We start from the raw sequence: 17,823 nt of genomic DNA, 5'->3' as shown, positions 1-17,823 counted from the left end.
GTCGTCAACGCCGAACCGGAGCAGGGTTCGGCCGCATCCGGACCGGCCACCACGTGCGCTCGCTGTGGTGCTCACGACCCCGGTGCGTCCGGCGACGACACCCGCAGCCGCGCCGCCTGCTTCATGAGGTGGGTCCGCTCGAACAGGCTGGTCGCCCGGTCGGCGGCGATCGTGTAGTGCCGGATCGCCTGGGCGGCGTCGTCCGCGCGCTCGTACAGGTGGGCCGCCACCGCGTCCCAGCGTGCGAGCTTCGGGTCGCCGTCGGCCAGGACGGCCAGTCCCGCACGCGGGCCGTCGACCTGACCGACGGCGACCGCCCGGTTCAGGGCGACGACCGGGCTGTCCGCGAGCCGGGTCAGCTCGTCGTACCACTCGAGGATCTGCGGCCAGTCGGTCTCCTCGGCGGTGGGCGCGTCGTCGTGCAGCGCCGCGATCGCGGCCTGCGCCTGGTAGGGCCCGAGCCGGTCGCCGGCCAGGGCCCCCTGCAGGACGGTGACGCCCTCGGTGATCATCGCCGTGTCCCACGACGACCGGTCCTGCTGGTCCAGGGGGACGAGCTCACCCGAGGTGTTGTACCGGGCGGCCCGCCTGGCGTGGTGCAGGAGCATCAGGGCGAGAAGGCCGGAGATCTCAGGGTCCGCGCTGTCGACGGCGTCCCGGGAGACGGTCGTGGCGAGCTGGCGGGTCAGCCGGATCGCCTCGTCGGCGAGCGAGATCTCGCCCGTGAAGCCCTCGTTGAACATCAGGTACAGCACGTGCAGCACTGCCCGGACGTCACCCGGGGTGTCGAACCGTTCGCCGGTGATCGTGCGCTTGGCCCGGGAGATTCGCTGCGCCATGGTCGCCTCGGGCACGAGGAAGGCTCGGGCGATCTGCGCGGTGGTGAGTCCGCCGACGGCGCGCAGCGTCAGCGCGATGGCCGACGCCGGGCTGAGCGCCGGATGGCAGCACCGGCTCAGCAGGAGCAGCGTGTCGTCCGACTGCTCGGTGGGGCCGGGTGCGGGCTCGTCGTGCACGCGTTCCTCCCGTCGCCGTCGGGCCGCCTCGGCGCGCTGGGCGTCGATCAGCTTGCGGCCGGCGACGCGCAGGAGCCAGGCCTTCGGCTCGTCCGGGAGGCTGTCGGGCCAGTGGCGCACCGCCTCGATCAGGGCCTCCTGCACGGCGTCCTCGGCCGTCGCGAAATCCGCTCCGCGACGGACGAGGACGCCCAGGACCTGCGGCGCCAGCGTCCGCATCAGCTCGTTCACCCGGTCCTCGTGCATTCTGCGGTCCTGACCTATTCCGCAGTCGCCTGCAGCTCGGCGAAGAACGGCCGCACCTCGAGCCACTCGTGGATCGGGCGACCACCCTGGCCGGGCGCGGCGGAGAGCTCGGCGGCGGCCTCGTAGGCCCGCTCCTGGGACTCGACGTCGATGATCATGAAGCCCGCGATCAGGTCCTTGGTCTCCGCGAACGGCCCGTCGGTCACCGGGGGCCGGCCCTCGCCGTCGTACCGGACGAACGTGCCCTCCGGCAGGAGCGCGCCCTCGCTGACGAACTCACCGCGCTCCGTCAGCTTCTCGGCGAACCGGCTCATGTAGTCGATGTGCGCGGTGATCTCCTCGGGCGTCCACTGGTCCATCATGACCTCGGTGCCGGGGACGGGTGCGGGGCCGCTGTGCCGGTAGTGCTTGAGCAGCAGGTACTTCGCCATGGTGTTCTCCCTGGTCGAGGGCCCGTCGCCGGGCCCGTCGGTCGTGGACGCGGTGCGCGCCCTCGCCCCTGGGACGGAGCCGGTCGCACGTTCTCGACATCAGCATCCCGGATTCGCGAGAACTTGTGCGGCAAGCACTCTTCGGGGCGGGGCGGGGCGGGGCGGGTCAGCCCGCCGCCCAGGCCCGCGCGGAGCCGATCGCGGTGACGTTGGCGGGTGCGTCCGGGGACGCGGATGCGCCAGCGGGCTCGAACGACGTCGCCTGGAACGCCGCGCTCATCGTGTCGCCCAGCGCGTCGAGGTCGTCCTCGAACAGGCCCGCGTAGGTGGACAGGGTCAGGACCGGCGACTCGTGCCCGAGCATGCGCTGCACCGCCTTGACCGTCGCCCCGCCCGAGATGGCGAGGGAGGCGGCGGTGTGGCGCAGGTCGTGCAGGGTGAGCGTGTCGAAGTCCTCGGCGCCCGGCCCCAGCGTCGTACCCGACAGCGCGGTGAGCAGCCTGGTGCGGCTCACCTTCTCGCCGCGGGTCCCGTCCCGGCGCGTCCGGTCGGCGTCGGCCACCAGGGACCAGGTCGCCGGGTCGCAGACGCCGGTGGGGTCGAGCCCCGCGTCGGACTGGAGCCGGCGGACCGCGGCGACCACACCGTCGTCGTACAGGCCGGAGGCACGCAGGCCCAGGGCCTCGCGCAGCGTGCGGACCGCACGGCCGGCCGCGAGGACGGCGGGCCGGAACGCCGACCGGTCGAAGCTCTCCCGGCGCAGGGGACCTCCCCGGGTCCCGGTGAACAGCAGGTCGGCGGGCGTCCGGCCCGCGGCCTGCGCCGCGACGTCGGCGACGAGGATCGCTGGCAGCGGGACCTCGCGGCGGGCATGGGTCTTGGTGTCGCCGAGCAGCAGGGTGCCGTCGTCGAGGCGGGTGTACGCCTTGCTGACGCGTACGCGACGGCGCAACGGGTCGACGTCGGCCACCGTGAGCGCGCTGACCTCGCCCCAGCGCAGACCGGTCAGCGCCGTCAGCAGCACGAGGGTGCGGGCCTGCGGCGTCCTGGCGGCGTCCGCCACGCGGCGCAGCTGCTCGTGCGAGAGGTAGCGGTGCGGCTTGGTCTTCGGCGCGCGCGGCAGAGCTGGCACCTTGCCCGACGGCGTCCGCGCCGGGTTGTTGCGCAGGCGCCGCGCGTCGACGGCGGCGTCGAGCAGCGCAACCAGCAGGCGGGCCGCGTCCCGGCGCCGGGCCGGCGAGGCGGTCTCACCGGTGGTGGGCGACGTCATCGTCGCGGCCCAGCGGGCGACGTCCTCGTGCGTGACCTGCCGCAGCGGCCGGTCACCGAACACGGGAGCGACCAGGGACCGGAAGCGCTCGCGCTCGGCCTCGATGGTCCGCGGCGCACGGTCCACCCGGGACTCCTGCCAGATCGCGAACCACTCGGCGACCGTGACCCGGCCGGCGGCGGGGTCCACCCACTCGGCGTGCTTGCCCGCCTCCTCCTGCCGCCTCGCCTCCGCGAGCGCCTCGCGCTTGGCGGTGAAGCGGCGGGTGCTGCGCAGGCGCCCGTCGACGCGGTAGCGGCCGACGTGGCCGGTGCGACCCTCGGAGTCGGTGCGCTGCTCGGTGTAGGCCACACGGCGAGGATATCGGGCATGACGGCGCAGGTCAGGGAACGACGCGGGCCTGGCCGGTCAGGGCGTTCCATCCGATGCGTCCGCCGAAGGCGAGCAGCACCGTGCCGGTGATCCGGTCCGTGACCCGGGCGATGACACGCCCGGAGAGCCAGCGCCGGGCCAGGCCGGCAGCGCTGATGAGAAGGGCCAGCCAGGCGAACCCGAGGACGTCGTGCTCCACGGCCAGCAGCAGACCCATGAGCAGGTGCGGTACGTCGTCGGGCAGGAACTGGGGGATGGTGGCGAGGTAGAAGACGCCGACCTTCGGGTTCAGGAGGTTGGTCGTCGCACCGAGGGCGAACGAGCGCCAGGCCGAGCGCTCCCTGGCGAGGTCGGCCTCGACCGGGGCACCACGGGTCAGAGCGGCGTCGGGCAGCGTGTCGTAGCGGCCAGGACGGAAGCTGGACCACAGCATCTGCCCGCCGAGCCACAGGAGGTAGGCGGCGCCCGCCAGGGTGAGGGCGCGGTACGCGGTCGCGGAGGCGGCGAGCACCGCCGTCGCACCCACCGCGGCGGCCACTCCCCAGACCAGGACGCCCGCGTTGATGCCGAGCGCCGTCGCATAGGCATGCTTGCGGCCGCTCACGACGGCCGTGCGCAGCACGAGCGCGCTGTCCAGACCGGGCATGATCGTCAGCGGGATCGCGACCAGCGCGAACAGGAGCATCGCCTCGAGCACCGTCACGGGCCGGAGGCTACCCGCGTCCGCCCGAACCGGGAAGGCTCTGGCAGCCGGTAGTTTGGGACCATGCGCGTTCTCGTCTCCGGTGGAGCCGGCTACATCGGCTCACACACCGTCCTCGCCCTGGTAGCCGCCGGTCATGACGTCGTGGTCGTCGACGACTTCTCCAACTCCAAGCCCACCGTGCAGGGCCGCCTGGAGGCGCTCGCGGGCCGTGCGATCCCGGTCCACGCGTTCAACCTGACCGACGTCGACAAGACGGAGGCGCTCTTCGCGCACGAGCGGATCGACGCCGTCGTCCACTTCGCCGGGTACAAGGCGGTGGGGGAGTCGGTGACGAAGCCGCTGGAGTACTACCGCAACAACCTGGACTCCACGTTCGCCCTGGCGTCGGCGATGACGAAGTACGGCGTGCGGAAGCTGGTGTTCTCGTCGTCGGCCACGGTGTACGGCGAGAAGGCGCCGGTGCCGTACCGGGAGGACTACGAGCACCTGTCGTCCTCGTCCCCGTACGGGCAGACCAAGGTGATGATCGAGCGGGTCCTGACGGACATCGCGCAGATCTCCGAGGGCTGGAAGGTCGCGCTCCTGCGGTACTTCAACCCGGTCGGCGCGCACGAGAGCGGCGACATCGGCGAGGACCCGCAGGGCATCCCGAACAACCTGATGCCGTTCATCGCGCAGGTCGCCGTGGGGCGCCGGGACAAGCTGACGGTCTTCGGGAACGACTACCCGACGGCGGACGGCACCGCCGAGCGCGACTACCTGCACGTCACCGACCTCGCGGCCGGGCACGTGGCGGCCCTGGAGCACCTGGACGACATGAAGGAGCCGGCGCGCGCGTTCAACCTCGGGACCGGTACGGGGACGTCGGTCCTGGAGCTGCTCAAGGCGTTCGAGCGGGCCGTCGGCCGTGAGCTGCCCTACGAGATCGGCCCGCGCCGGGCCGGTGACCTGCCCGCGTTCTGGGCCGACCCGACCCGCGCCAACACCGAGCTCGGCTGGCGCGCGACCAGGACGATCGACGACATGTGCGCGGACACCTGGCGCTGGCAGTCCAAGAACCCGAAGGGGTTCCCGGACGCCTGAGCGGGCGGGCCCTGCGTCCGACGACCGGGTCAGACGACCGGGTTGCCGATGGGCGGGGTCTCCAGCCGGTCGAACTCGAGCTGGGGTACCTCGCCGTCGAGGCCCTGCTCCCGGCCCAGCCGGGGAGCCGGGTGCGGGTTCGGCAGCGAGCCCGATCGCAGGATCGGCCGCTCGCGCGCTACCCGGTCGAGCATCGACTGGTCGAGCGTGGGCCGTTCGTTCACCGGCTGCTCGTTCGCCGGCCCGTCGTGCGACGACGTCGGGCGCGCGGTCCGGTCCACCGGCTCGGCGTGCGCCTCCTCGAAGGCCCGCACTATCGACCAGGGCAGCCGGATGTAGCCCTCGACGTCGAACCCGTTGGCGATGGCCCAGGCCCGCATCTGGGCCGGGGTGGCCACGCTGCGGCCGTCGGTGGGCTTCTTGGCTCCGGTGTCGTCGTCCAGCTTGGGGAACTCGACGGGGGTGGCCTCGACGATCGGCTCGATCACCGCGTCCCGTGGGCAGCCGATCGTGTCCGCGACCCGCCACAGCTCCTGTCGTGCCTCCAGGTGGTACCGGTCGGCGGCGATCGCCTGGCGCACCAGTGCGTCGAAGAACTTTCTGCGGATGTCGGCGGAGGCCTCGGGCGTGAGCCGGTAGAGCGGCTCCGCGTCGGCGAGCCCGGCGGACGTCTCCGGCGTGAGGCGCCCGTCCTGGAGCAGCTCCGCGACGAGCGCCAGGTAACCGTGGGTGTGCACGTCGGCGACGGCGGAGATCGCGTCGGCCAGCGGCTGTCCCGCCAGGGTGGTGAGGATGCCGGGGCCCCGGCGGCCCGGCCACGGACGGGGCGGCTCGGCCGCCCGGCTGGGACCAGCCGGCCAGGGGTACACCCAGGCTCGCAGCGTGACCTGCAGCAGCTCCGGCAGGTCGGACTTCCCGTTCCCGCTCTGCAGGAACCGGCTCAGCAGCCCCGCGGTGGCGCGGGCCTCGTTCACGGGACTCGTGTTGGGCGGGACGCCGCCACCGTCGAACGGGACCCCTGCGGCGGTGCAGCAGTCGGAGAGCCGCCGGTGCACCAGGCCCGGCAGGTAGTGATAGCTGGCGTCGACGGTCGTCAGCTGCGCGAAGGCGGGCAGCTGCCATCCCAGGTGCGACAGCTCGGCCCGCAGAACCTCGATGCCGAGCCGGCCGTTGTGGGTGATGATCGCCATCTGCGAGAGGCGTTCGCGCAGGGTGGCGGCGACGTCGGCGAGCGCGATCCACGCGCCGTCCGGATGCAGGACCGCCGACCACTCGTCGACGACCGCGCCCCGTTCGTCGACCCGCACGACGGCGATCTCCCGCAAGCGCGCCCGAGCCACCCGGATACCGGTGATCCGTGTCGACACCGCTGCGTAGGCGGGCTTGCCTACGCGTTCGTCCCTCGCCATGCGAGTCCTTTCTCGACAGCCGTACCGCCCGTGGCGCTACGACGCGCCACAGGGTGCCATCAGCGCGGGAGTCCTGAAAGTGGAGATCGTACGAATATGTCGGATTCTGTGAAAATCACTACCAAAGATAGCGGACCACCCCCTGATTATTAACACTTGTAGTGGGTGTTTGGCCACCGTCCGGGGTGGGTCAAAAGGGGAGGTCATGGTGTTGTCGAAGCTCTCGATCATGGACTGGCGCGCGATCGCCGCGCTCGGTTTCGCTCTTCCGTACGTCGCTCTGACCCTCTTCGGGGGCCGGTTCGGGTGGTCCGCGCCGACCGGTTCCGACGCTCTGACCAGCCCAATCACCATTGTGACACTCGGTTGCCTCCTCGCGGGGGCCGCCCTGGCGCTGGCTCCCGTCCTGCAGGACGGGAACTATCCGGTCCTCAACATCCTTGTTGGCGGAGCCATGCTGCTCGGATTCGGCTGGGCCGTCCTCGTACTGGCTCAGGCGAAGTATGGCTGTGACCCGGTGAATCTGCTTCCCGGATGCGGGTGATCTTTTGAAAATGCCTGCCAGTACCTCTGTCATGCAGTTTTCTCGTGCCGGTTCCGGTGTCTTCGGGACACAATGCGAACGTGTTCCAGCGCCCCGCTAACCACCGGCTCGCCAGCCGCGAGCTCGTCGCGCTCGGCACGGCGAGCCAGGTGCCCACCAGGACCCGCAACCACAACGGCTACGCGCTGTTCTGGGACGACGAGGTGATCCTGTTCGATCCCGGCGAGGGCACCCAGCGCCAGATGCTGCACGCGGGCATCTCCGCGACCGCCCTGACCCGGATAGCGATCACCCACCTGCACGGCGACCACAGCCTCGGCCTGGCCGGCGTCGTGCAGCGCATCAGCCTCGACGGCGTGCCGCACACCGTGCCCGTCACGTTCCCGGCGTCCGGCAGGCGCTGGATCGAGGCGCTGTGCGACTCCACCGCGTACTACCACCAGGAGCACCTCGCGCAGCAGGGCCTGGCCCACGACGGCGTCGTGCCGCGCGTGCCGGGAGAGGTGCACGGCCCCACGGTCCTGCGGGCGGCCCGCCTCGACCACTCCCTGGAGGCCTACGGGTACCGGCTCGACGAGGTGGACGGCCGCCGGATGGACCCCGACCGGCTCGCCGCCGCGGGGATCAGCGGGCCCGACGTCGGGCGGCTGGCCCAGGAAGGTGCGCTGGACACCCCGCGGGGGACCGTCCGGGTCGAGGACGTCAGCGACCCGCGACCGGGGCAGTCGTTCGCGTTCGTGATGGACACCCGGCTCTGCGACGCGGTGTGGAGCCTCGCCGACGGCGTCGACCTCCTCGTCATCGAGTCGACGTTCCTGGACCGCGACCGGGACCTCGCACGCGACCACGGGCACCTGACGGCCCTGCAGGCGGCGACCGTCGCGGCGCAGTGCGGTGTGCGCAGCCTGGTGCTCACCCACTTCTCGCAGCGGTACACCGACCCGGAGGAGTTCGAGAAGGAGGCACGTACGGTGTTCGACGGCGAGCTCACCGTCGCGGCCGACCTGGACCGCGTCCCGGTGCCCCGGAGGCGGTGACGACGACCGGCGCGCCGTCCCCTTGACCTTCACCCTGGGGGAAGCGTCAACCTCCTGGACACCGGCGACCCTCGCCGGGGACGAGGATGGTGAGAGTGGAGCAGCTGAGCATCGGCGAGTTCGCCCGGATGTCCGGCCTGACGCCGAAAGCGTTGCGGCTGTACGACGACCTCGGCCTGCTCGCCCCCACCAGGGTGGACCCGTTCAACGGGTACCGCTGGTACACGCCCGAGCAGCTCGACCAGGCCCGCCTGGTCGCGAGGCTGCGCCTGATCGGGATGCCGCTCGCGCGGATCAGGGCGGTCGCCGCCCTGCCGCCCGGCGCTGCTGCCGCGGAGATCACCGCCTTCTGGAGACAGGCCGAGGCCGACACCGCCTCCCGGCGCTCCGTCGTCGCCTCCCTCGTCGATGACCTGCGCACGAAGGAGACCACCATGGCCACCACAGGACCGACACTCACCGCCCGCAGCGCCGCACGGCTCGGGCAGGGGACCCGCCCGGCCCAGCAGGACGCGCTCCACGCCGGGCAGTCCCTGTTCGTCGTCGCCGACGGCTTCGGACCCCACCAGAGCGCCGTCCCGGCCGGGCTGGCCGTCAGCGCGTTCACCGCCCTGGACACGCCCTGGGCCGAGTCCGACGGAGACCCGTCCGCGGCCCTCCTCGCCGCTGCCGCCGAAGCCGAGCGCACCCTCACCGCCGAGGCCTCGGCGCTGACCGACCCGGACCACTTCGGCACCACCCTCACCGCCGCGCTGCTCGTGGGCTCGACCCTCCTCAGCGCCCACGTCGGCGACTCCCGCCTGTGGCTCGTACGCGACGGCCGGGCAGAGCAGCTCACCCGGGACCACACGGTGGTCGCCGCACTGATCGAGGAGGGCCGGCTCACCGAGGACGAGGCCCGCTCGCACGAGGACCGCAGCCTCCTCAACCGCGCGATCGTCCCGGCCGGGACCAGGGGTCACGCCGGCACCAGCAGCGGCCCCGACCTCGCCACGACCGCAGTCCGCCCGGGCGACCGCCTGGTCCTCACCGGCGACGGGGTCCACGCCGTCCTCGAACCCGACCACCTCGCGACCCTCATGGTGGCGCACGGCGACCCGGACGACGTCGGGCAGGCGATCGCCGACGCCGTCGAGCAAGCCGGTGCGCCCGACAACTACGCGCTCGTCGTGGTCGACCTGGCCGCCTGACGGCTACCTCGGTGTCCAGGGGCAGTTCTCCCCGTTGACCAGCCCCTGGACCCGAACCACGATGCCGCCCATGAGCAATCCGGTGAACCCCATGGCCTGGGACGGCGCCGTCAACCTCCACGACCTGGGCGGCCTTCCGCTCGACGACGGCGGCACCACCGCTCCCGGACGCGTCTGGCGCTCCGGCGCACCCGAACCGATCACCCCCACGGGCTGGGCCGAAGCGCTCGAAGCGGGCCTGACCACCGTCGTCGACCTGCGCAACCCCGCCGAGATCAAGCAGGCCCGCGACCGCATGCCCGACGCCGCACGGCCGGGCGGGCTCCTCACCCGCAACACCCCCACCGAGGACCCCGGCGACCCCCACTTCCTGGAGACCTGCGGGCCATGGCTCGACCACCCGCGCTCCTACGCGCCCAACATCGCGATGTACCCGCACCTGATCGGCACCGCCTTCCGGGCGCTCGCGGACGCGGCGGGTCCGGCGCTGGTGCACTGCGCGGCCGGCCGCGACCGGACCGGGATGATCTCCGCGATGCTGCTGTCCCTGACGGGCGTGGAGCACGAGGCGATCGCCGAGGACTACGTGCAGGCGTTCCGCGGCACCACCCATTGCGGTGGCGGCGTCGCCTACGACGAGGAGCAGGGCGCCTGGGTCCAGAACCCGGGGAGGACCTGGACCGCGCAGCAGCTGGACGTGCGTGTCCGCGAGCGCCGTGCGGCGCTGCTGAGCTGGTTGGCGGAGCTGGATCCGGTGGCCTACCTGCGGTACGCGGGGCTGGACGAGGGGCGGATCGCCGCCTTGCGGGGGCGTCTGCGGACCGGGGAGCCGTGGTCCGGGTCCGGGTCGTCCGGGGCGGGCGCTACCGGGGCTCGCTCAGGTCGGGCTCGCTCAGGTCGAGGGTCATGAACACGCTGTGCGGGTCGAGGGTGTAGCTGCCGAACGGGCCGCACTCGGTGAATCCGTGCCGGGCGTACAGCCTGCGTGCGGGGGCGAAGTAGTCCTGCGTCCCGGTCTCCAGGCTGACGCGGGTGTACCGGCGTCGGCGCGCCTCGGCCAGTATCTCGTCGAGCAGTGCTGAGGCGACGCCGCGGCCTCGGGCGTGCGCGGCGGTGCGCATGGACTTGATCTCGCCGTGCGGGCCGGTATCGCTGGGGCCGGTATCGCCGAGTCCGGGGACGTCGAGCCGGCTGAGGGCGCCGCAGCCGAGCAGGGTGGCGTCGTCGTCGTCGTCGCGTGCGGTCCAGAAGGTGATCGTCGGGGCGAGCAGCGCCGAGCGGTCGAGGGCGTGCACGCTCTCGGCGGGGGAGGTGGCGAACATGTCGGTGAGGTGCTCGTCGAGGAGCCGTCTGACGTCGTCGCGGGCGGGGGAGTCGATGGCGATCTGCACGGCGCCATCTTCCGTCGGGAGCGGGCCGGATCGTCCGCATGGCGGGCCCGTGTGGCGCACGTCACCCTGTGGCGGTAGGAATCTCCTCGTGCGCAGTGTCGCGCCCGGTAGCACCGGATCACCGAGGAGAACCACGATGTCGTTGCCCAGCCCGAGCTACACGATCACCCTGCGCGTGGAGGTGGCAGCGTCGCAGCGTGCCACGAGCTCGGTGGTAGCGGCGGTAGCCGACGCCGGGGGCGCGGTCATGGGCGTGGACATCGCGCACTCGACGTCGCACGGGCTGGTCGTGGACGTCACGTGCGACACGATCGACGCGGAGCACGGCGAGCGGGTCGTGGCGGCCGTGAACGCCATCGACGGGGCGGAGGTGCTCAAGTCGAGCGACTCGACGTTCCTGATGCACCTGGGCGGCAAGATCGAGGTCACGAACAAGGTGCCGCTCAAGACGCGCCGGGACCTGTCGCGGGCGTACACGCCGGGTGTGGCGCGGGTGTGCCTGGCCATCGCGGAGAACCCTGAGGACGCCCGTCGGCTGACGATCAAGCGCAACACGGTTGCCGTGGTCACCGACGGCACGGCCGTGCTGGGCCTGGGCGACATCGGCCCGGCTGCCGCCCTGCCGGTCATAGAGGGCAAGGCGGCCCTGTTCAAGGAGTTCGGCGGGGTGGACGCGTGGCCGGTGTGCCTGGACACGACCGACACCGACGAGATCGTGCGGATCGTCAAGGCGATGGCGCCCGTCTACGGGGGCGTGAACCTGGAGGACATCGCGGCGCCGCGCTGCTTCGAGATCGAGGCGCGGCTGCGCGAGGAGCTCGACATCCCCGTCTTCCACGACGACCAGCACGGGACGGCGATCGTGGTGCTCGCGGCCATGATCAACGCGCTCAAGGTGGTCGACAAGAAGCTTCAGGACGTGCGGATCGTCGTGTCGGGCGTCGGGGCGGCGGGCAACGCCATCGTCCGGCTGCTCAAGGCGCAGGGCGCACGGCACATCGTCGCGTTCGGGCGGGACGGCGCCCTGCACCAGGGGGTCGTGACGCAGGACCCGCACCGGCGCTGGATCGTGGAGAACACGAACGTCGACGGGTTCGCCGGCACGCTCCAGGAGGGGCTGAAGGGCGCCGACGTGTTCATCGGCGTCTCGGCGGCCGGGATCCTGTCGGGCGCGGACATCGCGCAGATGGCCGAGCGCGCGGTGGTGTTCGCCCTGGCGAACCCGACACCGGAGGTCGACCCGCTGGAGGCGTCCGAGACGGCGGCGGTGGTGGCGACCGGGCGCAGCGACTACCCGAACCAGATCAACAACGTGCTCGCGTTCCCCGGACTGTTCCGTGGCCTGCTGGACACGGGCGCCAAGGACATCACGACGGAGATGCTCCGGGTGTCCGCGGTGGCGATCGCCGAGGTCGTCGGACCGGACGAGCTGAACAGCGCGTACATCGTCCCGGGTGTCTTCGACCACCAGGTGGCCGAGGCCGTGGCGGACGCGGTGCGCAAGCAGGCCTGAGCATGGCCTGAGCATGGCCTGAGCATGGCCTGAGCATGGAACGGCCCGGACGTCGCTGACGTCCGGGCCGTTCCATGCCTGCCGAGATCCTGTCTGCCAAGATCATGCCTGGCGAGCGGGCAGCTCAGCCGATGTTGCTGATGGTGGCGTTCACGAGGCCACTGACCATCGCGGCGGTGCCGAGAACGAGCACGAGCAGGGCGCCCGTGGAGGCGACGAGGGGGATCCACCAGCGGACGGGGTCCGGCTGGGTGCGACGGTCGTCGGTGCGGTACTGATAGTTGGTGTTCACACTGTTGCTCACACTGATAGAGACGTCCGGGGAGGCGTAAACGATGCCCGGGTATCGATAACGGTTCGGGAACGGTCCCGCAGTCACGGGATGGACCACCGCATCGAGACCACGGTTCGCGCCATCGCCATGCATTACGAGAGCGCGTAGCCGGTAAAGCGGAGTGGCGCGTACGCTCGCCGGATGGACACTCCAGCAGGCGCCCCGCGCGCGGTCATCTACATACGCCTCAGCGTGCACCGTGGCACCGCTGACCCGACCGTCTCGCCCGAGAGCCAAGAGGACGCATGTCGCGCCTACGCGCGATCGCAGGGCTGGGACGTCGTCGCAGTCGTGCGCGATCTCGACGTCTCTGCCAGCGTGAAGGGCAAGCGCCTCGATCGGCCCGGCCTGCGCGAAGTGCGGGAACATGTCACTCGGCACGGCGCTACCCGCGTGCTGTCGCTCAAGATCGACCGCCTCGCCCGCTCGACGAAGGACTTCCTCACGATCGCCGAGGACCTCGAAGCGCTCGGCGCGACGCTCGCCACGGTAAAGGAGGGTCTCGATCTCGCTACACCGATGGGCCGGTTCGTGGCCCAGGTGCTGGCATCGTTCGCCGAACTCGAGGCCGCCGTGATTGCCGACCGCGTCCGCGACGCCCGGGCGGTCCTCGACGCGAAGGGGCGCTTCGCTGGCGGGCGGGTGCCGTACGGCTACCAGATCGCCGAGGACCCGAACAGCGCGGGCGTGATCCTCACGCCGAAGCCCGACGAGGCCGCGTTCTGGACCAAGCTCGCCGAGTTCATCCGCGACGGCGGGAGCTTGCACGCCGCGACGGCGCAGGCGAACGCGTCGCTCTTCCGGCCCCGCGTCGGCAAGACGTTCAACACGTCAACGATCCGCTCGACGCTCACCGGCGACGCGATCGTCGGTATTCGGGACGGCCGCCAGGTCTACGAGCCTGCCCTCGACGCCGACCTGTGGCACGCCGTGCGCGAGATCTTCGCGTCGCGGCGGACGGGTCCGCGTGACGGCCGCCGACCGCGCTCCACAACGTGGCGTCTCTCGCTCGTCATGGAGTGCGCCGGGTGCTCGTCGCCCCTATGGGTGAAGCGCGACCAGGGCTACCTCTACGCGCGATGCTCCGTCAAGACCAACGGCGGGGACTGTCCGGCGCCAGCCAACATCAACTACGAGCGCCTCGAGGCGCACGTTCTCGCGGAGCTCGAGCCGTGGGCCACGCGTGTGCAGCTCCTCCGAGTCGAGACGCACGGCACCAACCCGGCAGCGCTCCGGGCCGCCGAGGGCGTCGTCGAGGCGGCAGAGGCGCGCCAGCGGGCCGCCAGGACGCGCGAGGACGCGCTCGCCGCGTATGAAGACGTCGACGCCGCTCGCTCGGCGCTGGCAGCGCTACAGGCAGACGCCGGGCAGGTACGGAACGTGCCGACCGGCCGCACACTCTGGGAGGCGCTCACGGACCCTGACGACGTCCACGGGGCAGCGGAAGCGCTGGCGACCGTACTTGACGCCATCGTCGTGACGAAGGCTGCCGTGCGCGGCTTCGATCCGGCGAACGTGGCGATCGTCCGCCGAGGATCGACGCACGAGACGGAGCACGCGGCAGCGAAGGCCCGTTAGCTCGCGAAGGTGGCGAGTGCCTCGGCGTAGGTGCGAGCGCGCGGGTCGTCGGTGAGCGTGGCCTGGTCAAACTCCAGCGTCAGCTCGTGCGCCATGAGTGTCAGGCTCGGTGCCGACCGCCGGTCTCCGGCGAGTGCGTCCACGCCGGTCGCCATCCCGCCATATCCGGAAGTATGGCCCGAACCACTGACGTGCGCGCTTACCGGGCCGGCGCGTAACGCGGTACTCCTCGCGCAGCTCGGCGACTCGTGTTCCAGCGCGCCCGGCGTGCTGCTGACCGTGTCCAACCAGCTCGGCGTCGACTACAACGTGCACGGCATCGAGAACATCCTGCGGCAAGTCGCCCCGGACCTCGGCTGGCGGTGAGGGCCGGGGCAACGGTCGCTCAGCGGGCTACGCGGCGCACGGCCGGTCGGCGGTGCCGGCTGTGGCAGGCACCGCGGCCGCCAGCACCAGCGAGCGCGCCCTGGCCATCTCGCGAACTCGCCGGTACGCGTCGCAGCGCGCCATCAGGTACACGCCGGACCACGGGCCGCGCGGACCGCCGTCCAACGCCGCGAGCGCCGAGCGCTGCGCCGTCCACCGTTCCCAGTGCCGCACGAACTCCTCGGGCTGTACCACCCGGCCGCGGTCGAGCTGGCCGTCGAGCGCCTCGGCCAGGGAGACGTCCACCGCCACCAGGACGGGGTCCCAGCCGCGCAGCCGCGCCAGGAGGCCGAGGGTCTCCCGACGCCGGGCGCGGGTGGCCGTGTCGTGCACGAGGAGCGGGGCGGCGGAGCGGGGGCCGCGCGCCAGGCGGGCCACCGTCTCGACGGCGTGCAGCGTGTGCACCGCCCACCGGTAGGCGGGGTACGGGACGAAGGACGGCAGGCGCCGGGCGATCGCGCGCCGGTAGCGGTCGGGGTCGAGCACGACGGTGCGGGGCACGTCGTCGGCGACCCTCGCGAGCAAGGTGCTCTTGCCGGCCCCTGGTACGCCTCCCACGACGATCATCAGCGGGCCGGGGGTCTCGTCAGGGCCGGGTACGGGGCGCAGGCGGGGCGGTACAGCGGGTGTCGTCACATGGTCCTCCACTCGTAGGGGGCCGGGTGAGCAGCATCGCGCGAGCCGATCCGGAAACACCGGGAACACCCTGAGGAGGTGCTGGACATGGCACACGGACCGGAGCGAGTGAGGTCGTCGGACAGATGCTCGTTCCGTACTCATTCCACTGACTGGTAACGGACGAAACCAGCACGTTTGTTCCCAGTTCCGGCGATGAGTCCTGGCTGGTGGGAGCGCATATCGCGACGTCCGGGCGAGCTCCCCGACCCGCTAGGGTCGGCGGTGTGAAACGCTTCCTCCTGGGTGTCCTGTCCGGTGCGGTGATCGCCTTGGCCGGCGTGGGTACCTGGTCGGTGGTGGCCGACCACCTCCAGCCACGGCTCGTGCACGAGGTGTGCGACCCGGACCCGGGGCAGCCAGCGGGGCCGCTGTGCGTCCAGCTGCGTGACGACGGGTCGCCCGGCGGTGTCCTGTGGGTCGCACGCAAGGACCCCGAGCTCGGCCCGCGCATCAGCTATGTCGCCAGCCCGTTCACCGACCTCGAGCACCACACCGCCGAGGAGATAGAGGTGACGTTCGAGACCGGCCACCTGGTGGTGCACGGGCACGACGGCTCCGAGCTGATCCTCACCGACGACTTCATCAGCGAGGACTGACCAGAGGCTCGACAGGGGGACCGAGCCCGTCGCCACCGCGAACCGCCGTGCCGTGGCAACATCGCACACGTGACCAGCAACACCCCCGCCGGCAACGCCACCGATGCCCAGCGCGCCGCCCAGCGCCTGCGCGACCTCACGCTGCTGCGCCGGGTGCGCGACCGCATGGACCGCGAGTACACCCAGCCCCTGGACGTCGAGGCGCTCGCGGCCGGGGTCCACATGTCGGCCGGCCACCTGTCGCGGCAGTTCAAGGCCGCTTACGGCGAGTCCCCGTACAGCTACCTCATGACGCGCCGCATCGAGCGCGCCATGATGCTGCTGCGCCGTGGGGATCTCAGCGTCACCGAGGTCTGCTTCGCCGTCGGCTGCTCCTCGCTGGGGACGTTCAGCACCCGCTTCACCGAGCTCGTCGGTGTTCCGCCGAGCGTCTACCGCAACGATCCGCTGCTGGCGGCCGAGTCGGTCGACACGGCAGGCCTCCCGGCGTGCATCGCGAAGCAGGTCACCAGACCCGTGCGGAACGCGGCCAAGAACCCGGTCAGGAATCGAGAAGCGCGCACCCCCTGACCGGCTCTAGCGTGACTGCCATGAGCACAGACACCGGCATCAGCATCCACCAGACGTTCCTCCCGCACACCGATCCGGAGGCCTCGCTCGCCTTCTACCGTGACGCTCTCGGCTTCGAGGTCCTCCTGGACGTCGGCCAGGGCACCATGCGGTGGATCACCGTGGGCCCCGGCGGCGGGTCCGGCCCGTCCATCGTCCTGACCCCGCCCGCCGCCGACCCCGGCGTCACGGACACCGAACGCCGCACCGTGGCCGAGATGATGGCCAAGGGCACCTACGCCGCCGTCATCCTGGGCGCCAGCGACCTCGACAGCACCTTCGAACGGGTGGCGGCCAGCGGCGCCGAGGTCATGCAGGAGCCCATCGACCAGCCCTACGGCTTCCGGGACTGCGCCTTCCGCGACCCGGCGGGCAACACCGTCCGCATCAAGCAGCTCTGACCCTGGGTCAGACCTGGTCCGCCCACAGGTGCAGCACGCCTTCCGCCGAGACGACGCCGCTGCCGGTCAGCTCCACGCCGTCCGGCAGCGCGCGCACCCGGATCAGGCTCCGCCGGCCCAGGGCCGTGCCCTGCTCGATCTCCACGGCCGCACCCGGGGCAAGGACGCCCTCCTCGACCAGGCGCGCCGCCAGCGGCCCGGCCGCCGTACCGGTCGCCGGATCCTCCGGGATACCCATGATCGGGTTGAAGAACCGCGCGTACGGCGCCACCCGCTCCTCCTGCGTACCCGCCTCGAGCGTGTACACGTAGCAGCCCTCCGCGCCGACCGCCCGCAGCGCGTCGGCCAGCCGCCGAGAGTCGGGCGAGACCCGGTCCACCACGTCCCGCGACCGCACCTCCGTGAGCAGGTGACCGGCACCGGTCGAGATCACGCGCGGCGAGCTCTCTGCCAGGTCGGCCGCCCGGATCCCGAGCGCGCCCGCCAGCCCGCCCCGTGCGCCCGCGGGAAGCACGCCGCCCGCGACCGGCGCCAGCTGGGTCATCGTGACCTCGACGCCGCCCGCCGACCCGGGCCCCGCTGCTCCAGGTACTGCCGCTCCAGGTACTGCCGCGCCGCCGGCCCGCGCGACCCGCACCCGGAGCAGGTCGTCGCCGATCTCCTGCACGAACGACTCCTGCCCGACCGGCAGCCGGCCCGCGCTCGCGAGCCAGATCCACGCACCCACTATGTTGTGCCCCGCCCCGCCGACCTCCTCACCGGTCGGCGTGAACGAACGGAACCGGACGTCCGCCCGCCCGTCCGAGGCACCGAGCACGAACGTCGTCTCCGACTGGTTGAACTCCCGCGCGATCGCCCGCATCGTCCCCACGGGAAGGCCGTCCGCGTCCGGGACCACGGACACCGGGTTCCCCGCCAGGGGCCGCCCCGCGAAGACATCGACCAGCACGAACGGCACCTTGCTCGCGGCATTGCTCGCATCATTCACAGCGC

At 72.0% G+C, this 17,823-nt stretch carries 20 protein-coding genes; 10 read left to right on the top strand and 10 right to left on the bottom strand.

What is annotated here, in order from left to right:
- Positions 1-71 precede the first annotated feature (71 nt).
- From ACQEVI_RS25420 to ACQEVI_RS25405, 4 genes are all read right to left on the bottom strand, one after another.
- The gene (locus ACQEVI_RS25420; RefSeq protein WP_432904603.1) at positions 72-1,262 is read right to left on the bottom strand and encodes an RNA polymerase sigma factor; all 1,191 of its coding nucleotides are present in this window, start codon (positions 1,260-1,262) and stop codon (positions 72-74) included.
- A gap of 14 nt (positions 1,263-1,276) precedes the next feature.
- The gene (locus ACQEVI_RS25415) at positions 1,277-1,693 is read right to left on the bottom strand and encodes a YciI family protein (RefSeq protein ID WP_432904600.1); all 417 of its coding nucleotides are present in this window, start codon (positions 1,691-1,693) and stop codon (positions 1,277-1,279) included.
- A 166-nt stretch (positions 1,694-1,859) separates the two neighbouring features.
- Positions 1,860-3,314: a tyrosine-type recombinase/integrase gene (locus tag ACQEVI_RS25410; protein ID WP_432904597.1), complete on the bottom strand. Its 1,455-nt coding sequence runs from the start codon at positions 3,312-3,314 to the stop codon at positions 1,860-1,862.
- A gap of 31 nt (positions 3,315-3,345) precedes the next feature.
- Entirely contained in the window at positions 3,346-4,038 is a 693-nt protein-coding gene (locus ACQEVI_RS25405) for a LysE family translocator (protein WP_432904594.1), read from the bottom strand.
- 63 nt (positions 4,039-4,101) lie between these two features.
- Between ACQEVI_RS25405 and galE the strand changes: the two genes are divergently transcribed.
- Positions 4,102-5,124, top strand: coding sequence for a UDP-glucose 4-epimerase GalE (gene galE / locus ACQEVI_RS25400; protein ID WP_432904591.1), 1,023 nt, complete (start codon positions 4,102-4,104; stop codon positions 5,122-5,124).
- 29 nt (positions 5,125-5,153) lie between these two features.
- Here galE and ACQEVI_RS25395 read toward each other — a convergent pair whose 3' ends face one another.
- Positions 5,154-6,533 (bottom strand): 3'-5' exonuclease, encoded by a 1,380-nt coding sequence (locus ACQEVI_RS25395; RefSeq protein ID WP_432904588.1) that lies wholly within the window; start codon positions 6,531-6,533, stop codon positions 5,154-5,156.
- A gap of 205 nt (positions 6,534-6,738) precedes the next feature.
- Here ACQEVI_RS25395 and ACQEVI_RS25390 point away from each other — a divergent pair, with 205 nt between their 5' ends.
- The 4 genes from ACQEVI_RS25390 (at position 6,739) to ACQEVI_RS25375 (ending at position 10,214) form a co-directional block, all read left to right on the top strand.
- Positions 6,739-7,077: a hypothetical protein gene (locus tag ACQEVI_RS25390; RefSeq protein ID WP_377131149.1), complete on the top strand. Its 339-nt coding sequence runs from the start codon at positions 6,739-6,741 to the stop codon at positions 7,075-7,077.
- 80 nt (positions 7,078-7,157) lie between these two features.
- The gene (locus ACQEVI_RS25385; RefSeq protein ID WP_432904584.1) at positions 7,158-8,114 is read left to right on the top strand and encodes a ribonuclease Z; all 957 of its coding nucleotides are present in this window, start codon (positions 7,158-7,160) and stop codon (positions 8,112-8,114) included.
- A gap of 95 nt (positions 8,115-8,209) precedes the next feature.
- A complete protein-coding gene (locus ACQEVI_RS25380; RefSeq protein WP_432904582.1) occupies positions 8,210-9,304 on the top strand; it encodes a MerR family transcriptional regulator in 1,095 nt (364 codons plus the stop codon).
- A 70-nt stretch (positions 9,305-9,374) separates the two neighbouring features.
- The gene (locus tag ACQEVI_RS25375; protein WP_432904579.1) at positions 9,375-10,214 is read left to right on the top strand and encodes a tyrosine-protein phosphatase; all 840 of its coding nucleotides are present in this window, start codon (positions 9,375-9,377) and stop codon (positions 10,212-10,214) included.
- On the opposite strand, the gene ACQEVI_RS25370 is transcribed toward ACQEVI_RS25375, so the two are convergent.
- Positions 10,168-10,695, bottom strand: a complete 528-nt coding sequence (locus ACQEVI_RS25370; RefSeq protein WP_432904576.1) for a GNAT family N-acetyltransferase — start codon at positions 10,693-10,695, stop codon at positions 10,168-10,170. The two genes, ACQEVI_RS25375 and ACQEVI_RS25370, sit on opposite strands and share 47 nt — an antisense overlap.
- Before the next feature lie 136 nt (positions 10,696-10,831).
- Here ACQEVI_RS25370 and ACQEVI_RS25365 point away from each other — a divergent pair, with 136 nt between their 5' ends.
- Positions 10,832-12,208, top strand: coding sequence for an NAD-dependent malic enzyme (locus ACQEVI_RS25365; RefSeq protein ID WP_432904573.1), 1,377 nt, complete (start codon positions 10,832-10,834; stop codon positions 12,206-12,208).
- Positions 12,209-12,332: 124 nt separating this feature from the next.
- Here ACQEVI_RS25365 and ACQEVI_RS25360 read toward each other — a convergent pair whose 3' ends face one another.
- Positions 12,333-12,512 (bottom strand): hypothetical protein, encoded by a 180-nt coding sequence (locus ACQEVI_RS25360; protein ID WP_432904570.1) that lies wholly within the window; start codon positions 12,510-12,512, stop codon positions 12,333-12,335.
- Positions 12,513-12,683: 171 nt separating this feature from the next.
- Between ACQEVI_RS25360 and ACQEVI_RS25355 the strand changes: the two genes are divergently transcribed.
- The gene (locus ACQEVI_RS25355; protein WP_432904567.1) at positions 12,684-14,120 is read left to right on the top strand and encodes a recombinase family protein; all 1,437 of its coding nucleotides are present in this window, start codon (positions 12,684-12,686) and stop codon (positions 14,118-14,120) included.
- Here the strand turns inward: ACQEVI_RS25355 and ACQEVI_RS25350 are convergent.
- A complete protein-coding gene (locus tag ACQEVI_RS25350) occupies positions 14,117-14,263 on the bottom strand; it encodes a hypothetical protein (RefSeq protein WP_432904564.1) in 147 nt (48 codons plus the stop codon). The genes ACQEVI_RS25355 and ACQEVI_RS25350 overlap by 4 nt on opposite strands.
- 250 nt (positions 14,264-14,513) lie before the next feature.
- Complete coding sequence (locus tag ACQEVI_RS25345) at positions 14,514-15,182, bottom strand: AAA family ATPase (protein WP_432904561.1); 669 nt, start codon at positions 15,180-15,182, stop codon at positions 14,514-14,516.
- Between the two features lie 266 nt (positions 15,183-15,448).
- Between ACQEVI_RS25345 and ACQEVI_RS25340 the strand changes: the two genes are divergently transcribed.
- The 3 genes from ACQEVI_RS25340 (at position 15,449) to ACQEVI_RS25330 (ending at position 16,830) form a co-directional block, all read left to right on the top strand.
- The gene (locus tag ACQEVI_RS25340) at positions 15,449-15,820 is read left to right on the top strand and encodes a hypothetical protein (RefSeq protein ID WP_432904558.1); all 372 of its coding nucleotides are present in this window, start codon (positions 15,449-15,451) and stop codon (positions 15,818-15,820) included.
- 69 nt (positions 15,821-15,889) lie between these two features.
- On the top strand, positions 15,890-16,390 hold the full coding sequence (locus ACQEVI_RS25335; RefSeq protein ID WP_432904555.1) for a helix-turn-helix transcriptional regulator: 501 nt from the start codon (positions 15,890-15,892) through the stop codon (positions 16,388-16,390).
- Between the two features lie 20 nt (positions 16,391-16,410).
- Positions 16,411-16,830, top strand: a complete 420-nt coding sequence (locus ACQEVI_RS25330; RefSeq protein WP_377131173.1) for a VOC family protein — start codon at positions 16,411-16,413, stop codon at positions 16,828-16,830.
- A gap of 7 nt (positions 16,831-16,837) precedes the next feature.
- On the opposite strand, the gene ACQEVI_RS25325 is transcribed toward ACQEVI_RS25330, so the two are convergent.
- Positions 16,838-17,818, bottom strand: coding sequence for a PhzF family phenazine biosynthesis protein (locus ACQEVI_RS25325; protein ID WP_432904551.1), 981 nt, complete (start codon positions 17,816-17,818; stop codon positions 16,838-16,840).
- Positions 17,819-17,823: the final 5 nt, after the last annotated feature.

The sequence above is a fragment of the Promicromonospora sp. CA-289599 genome, assembly GCF_050936155.1.
Lineage (GTDB): Bacteria > Actinomycetota > Actinomycetes > Actinomycetales > Cellulomonadaceae > Promicromonospora.
The sequence above is the reverse complement of the archived record's forward strand: the minus strand, read 5'-3'. Positions and strand labels throughout refer to the sequence as shown.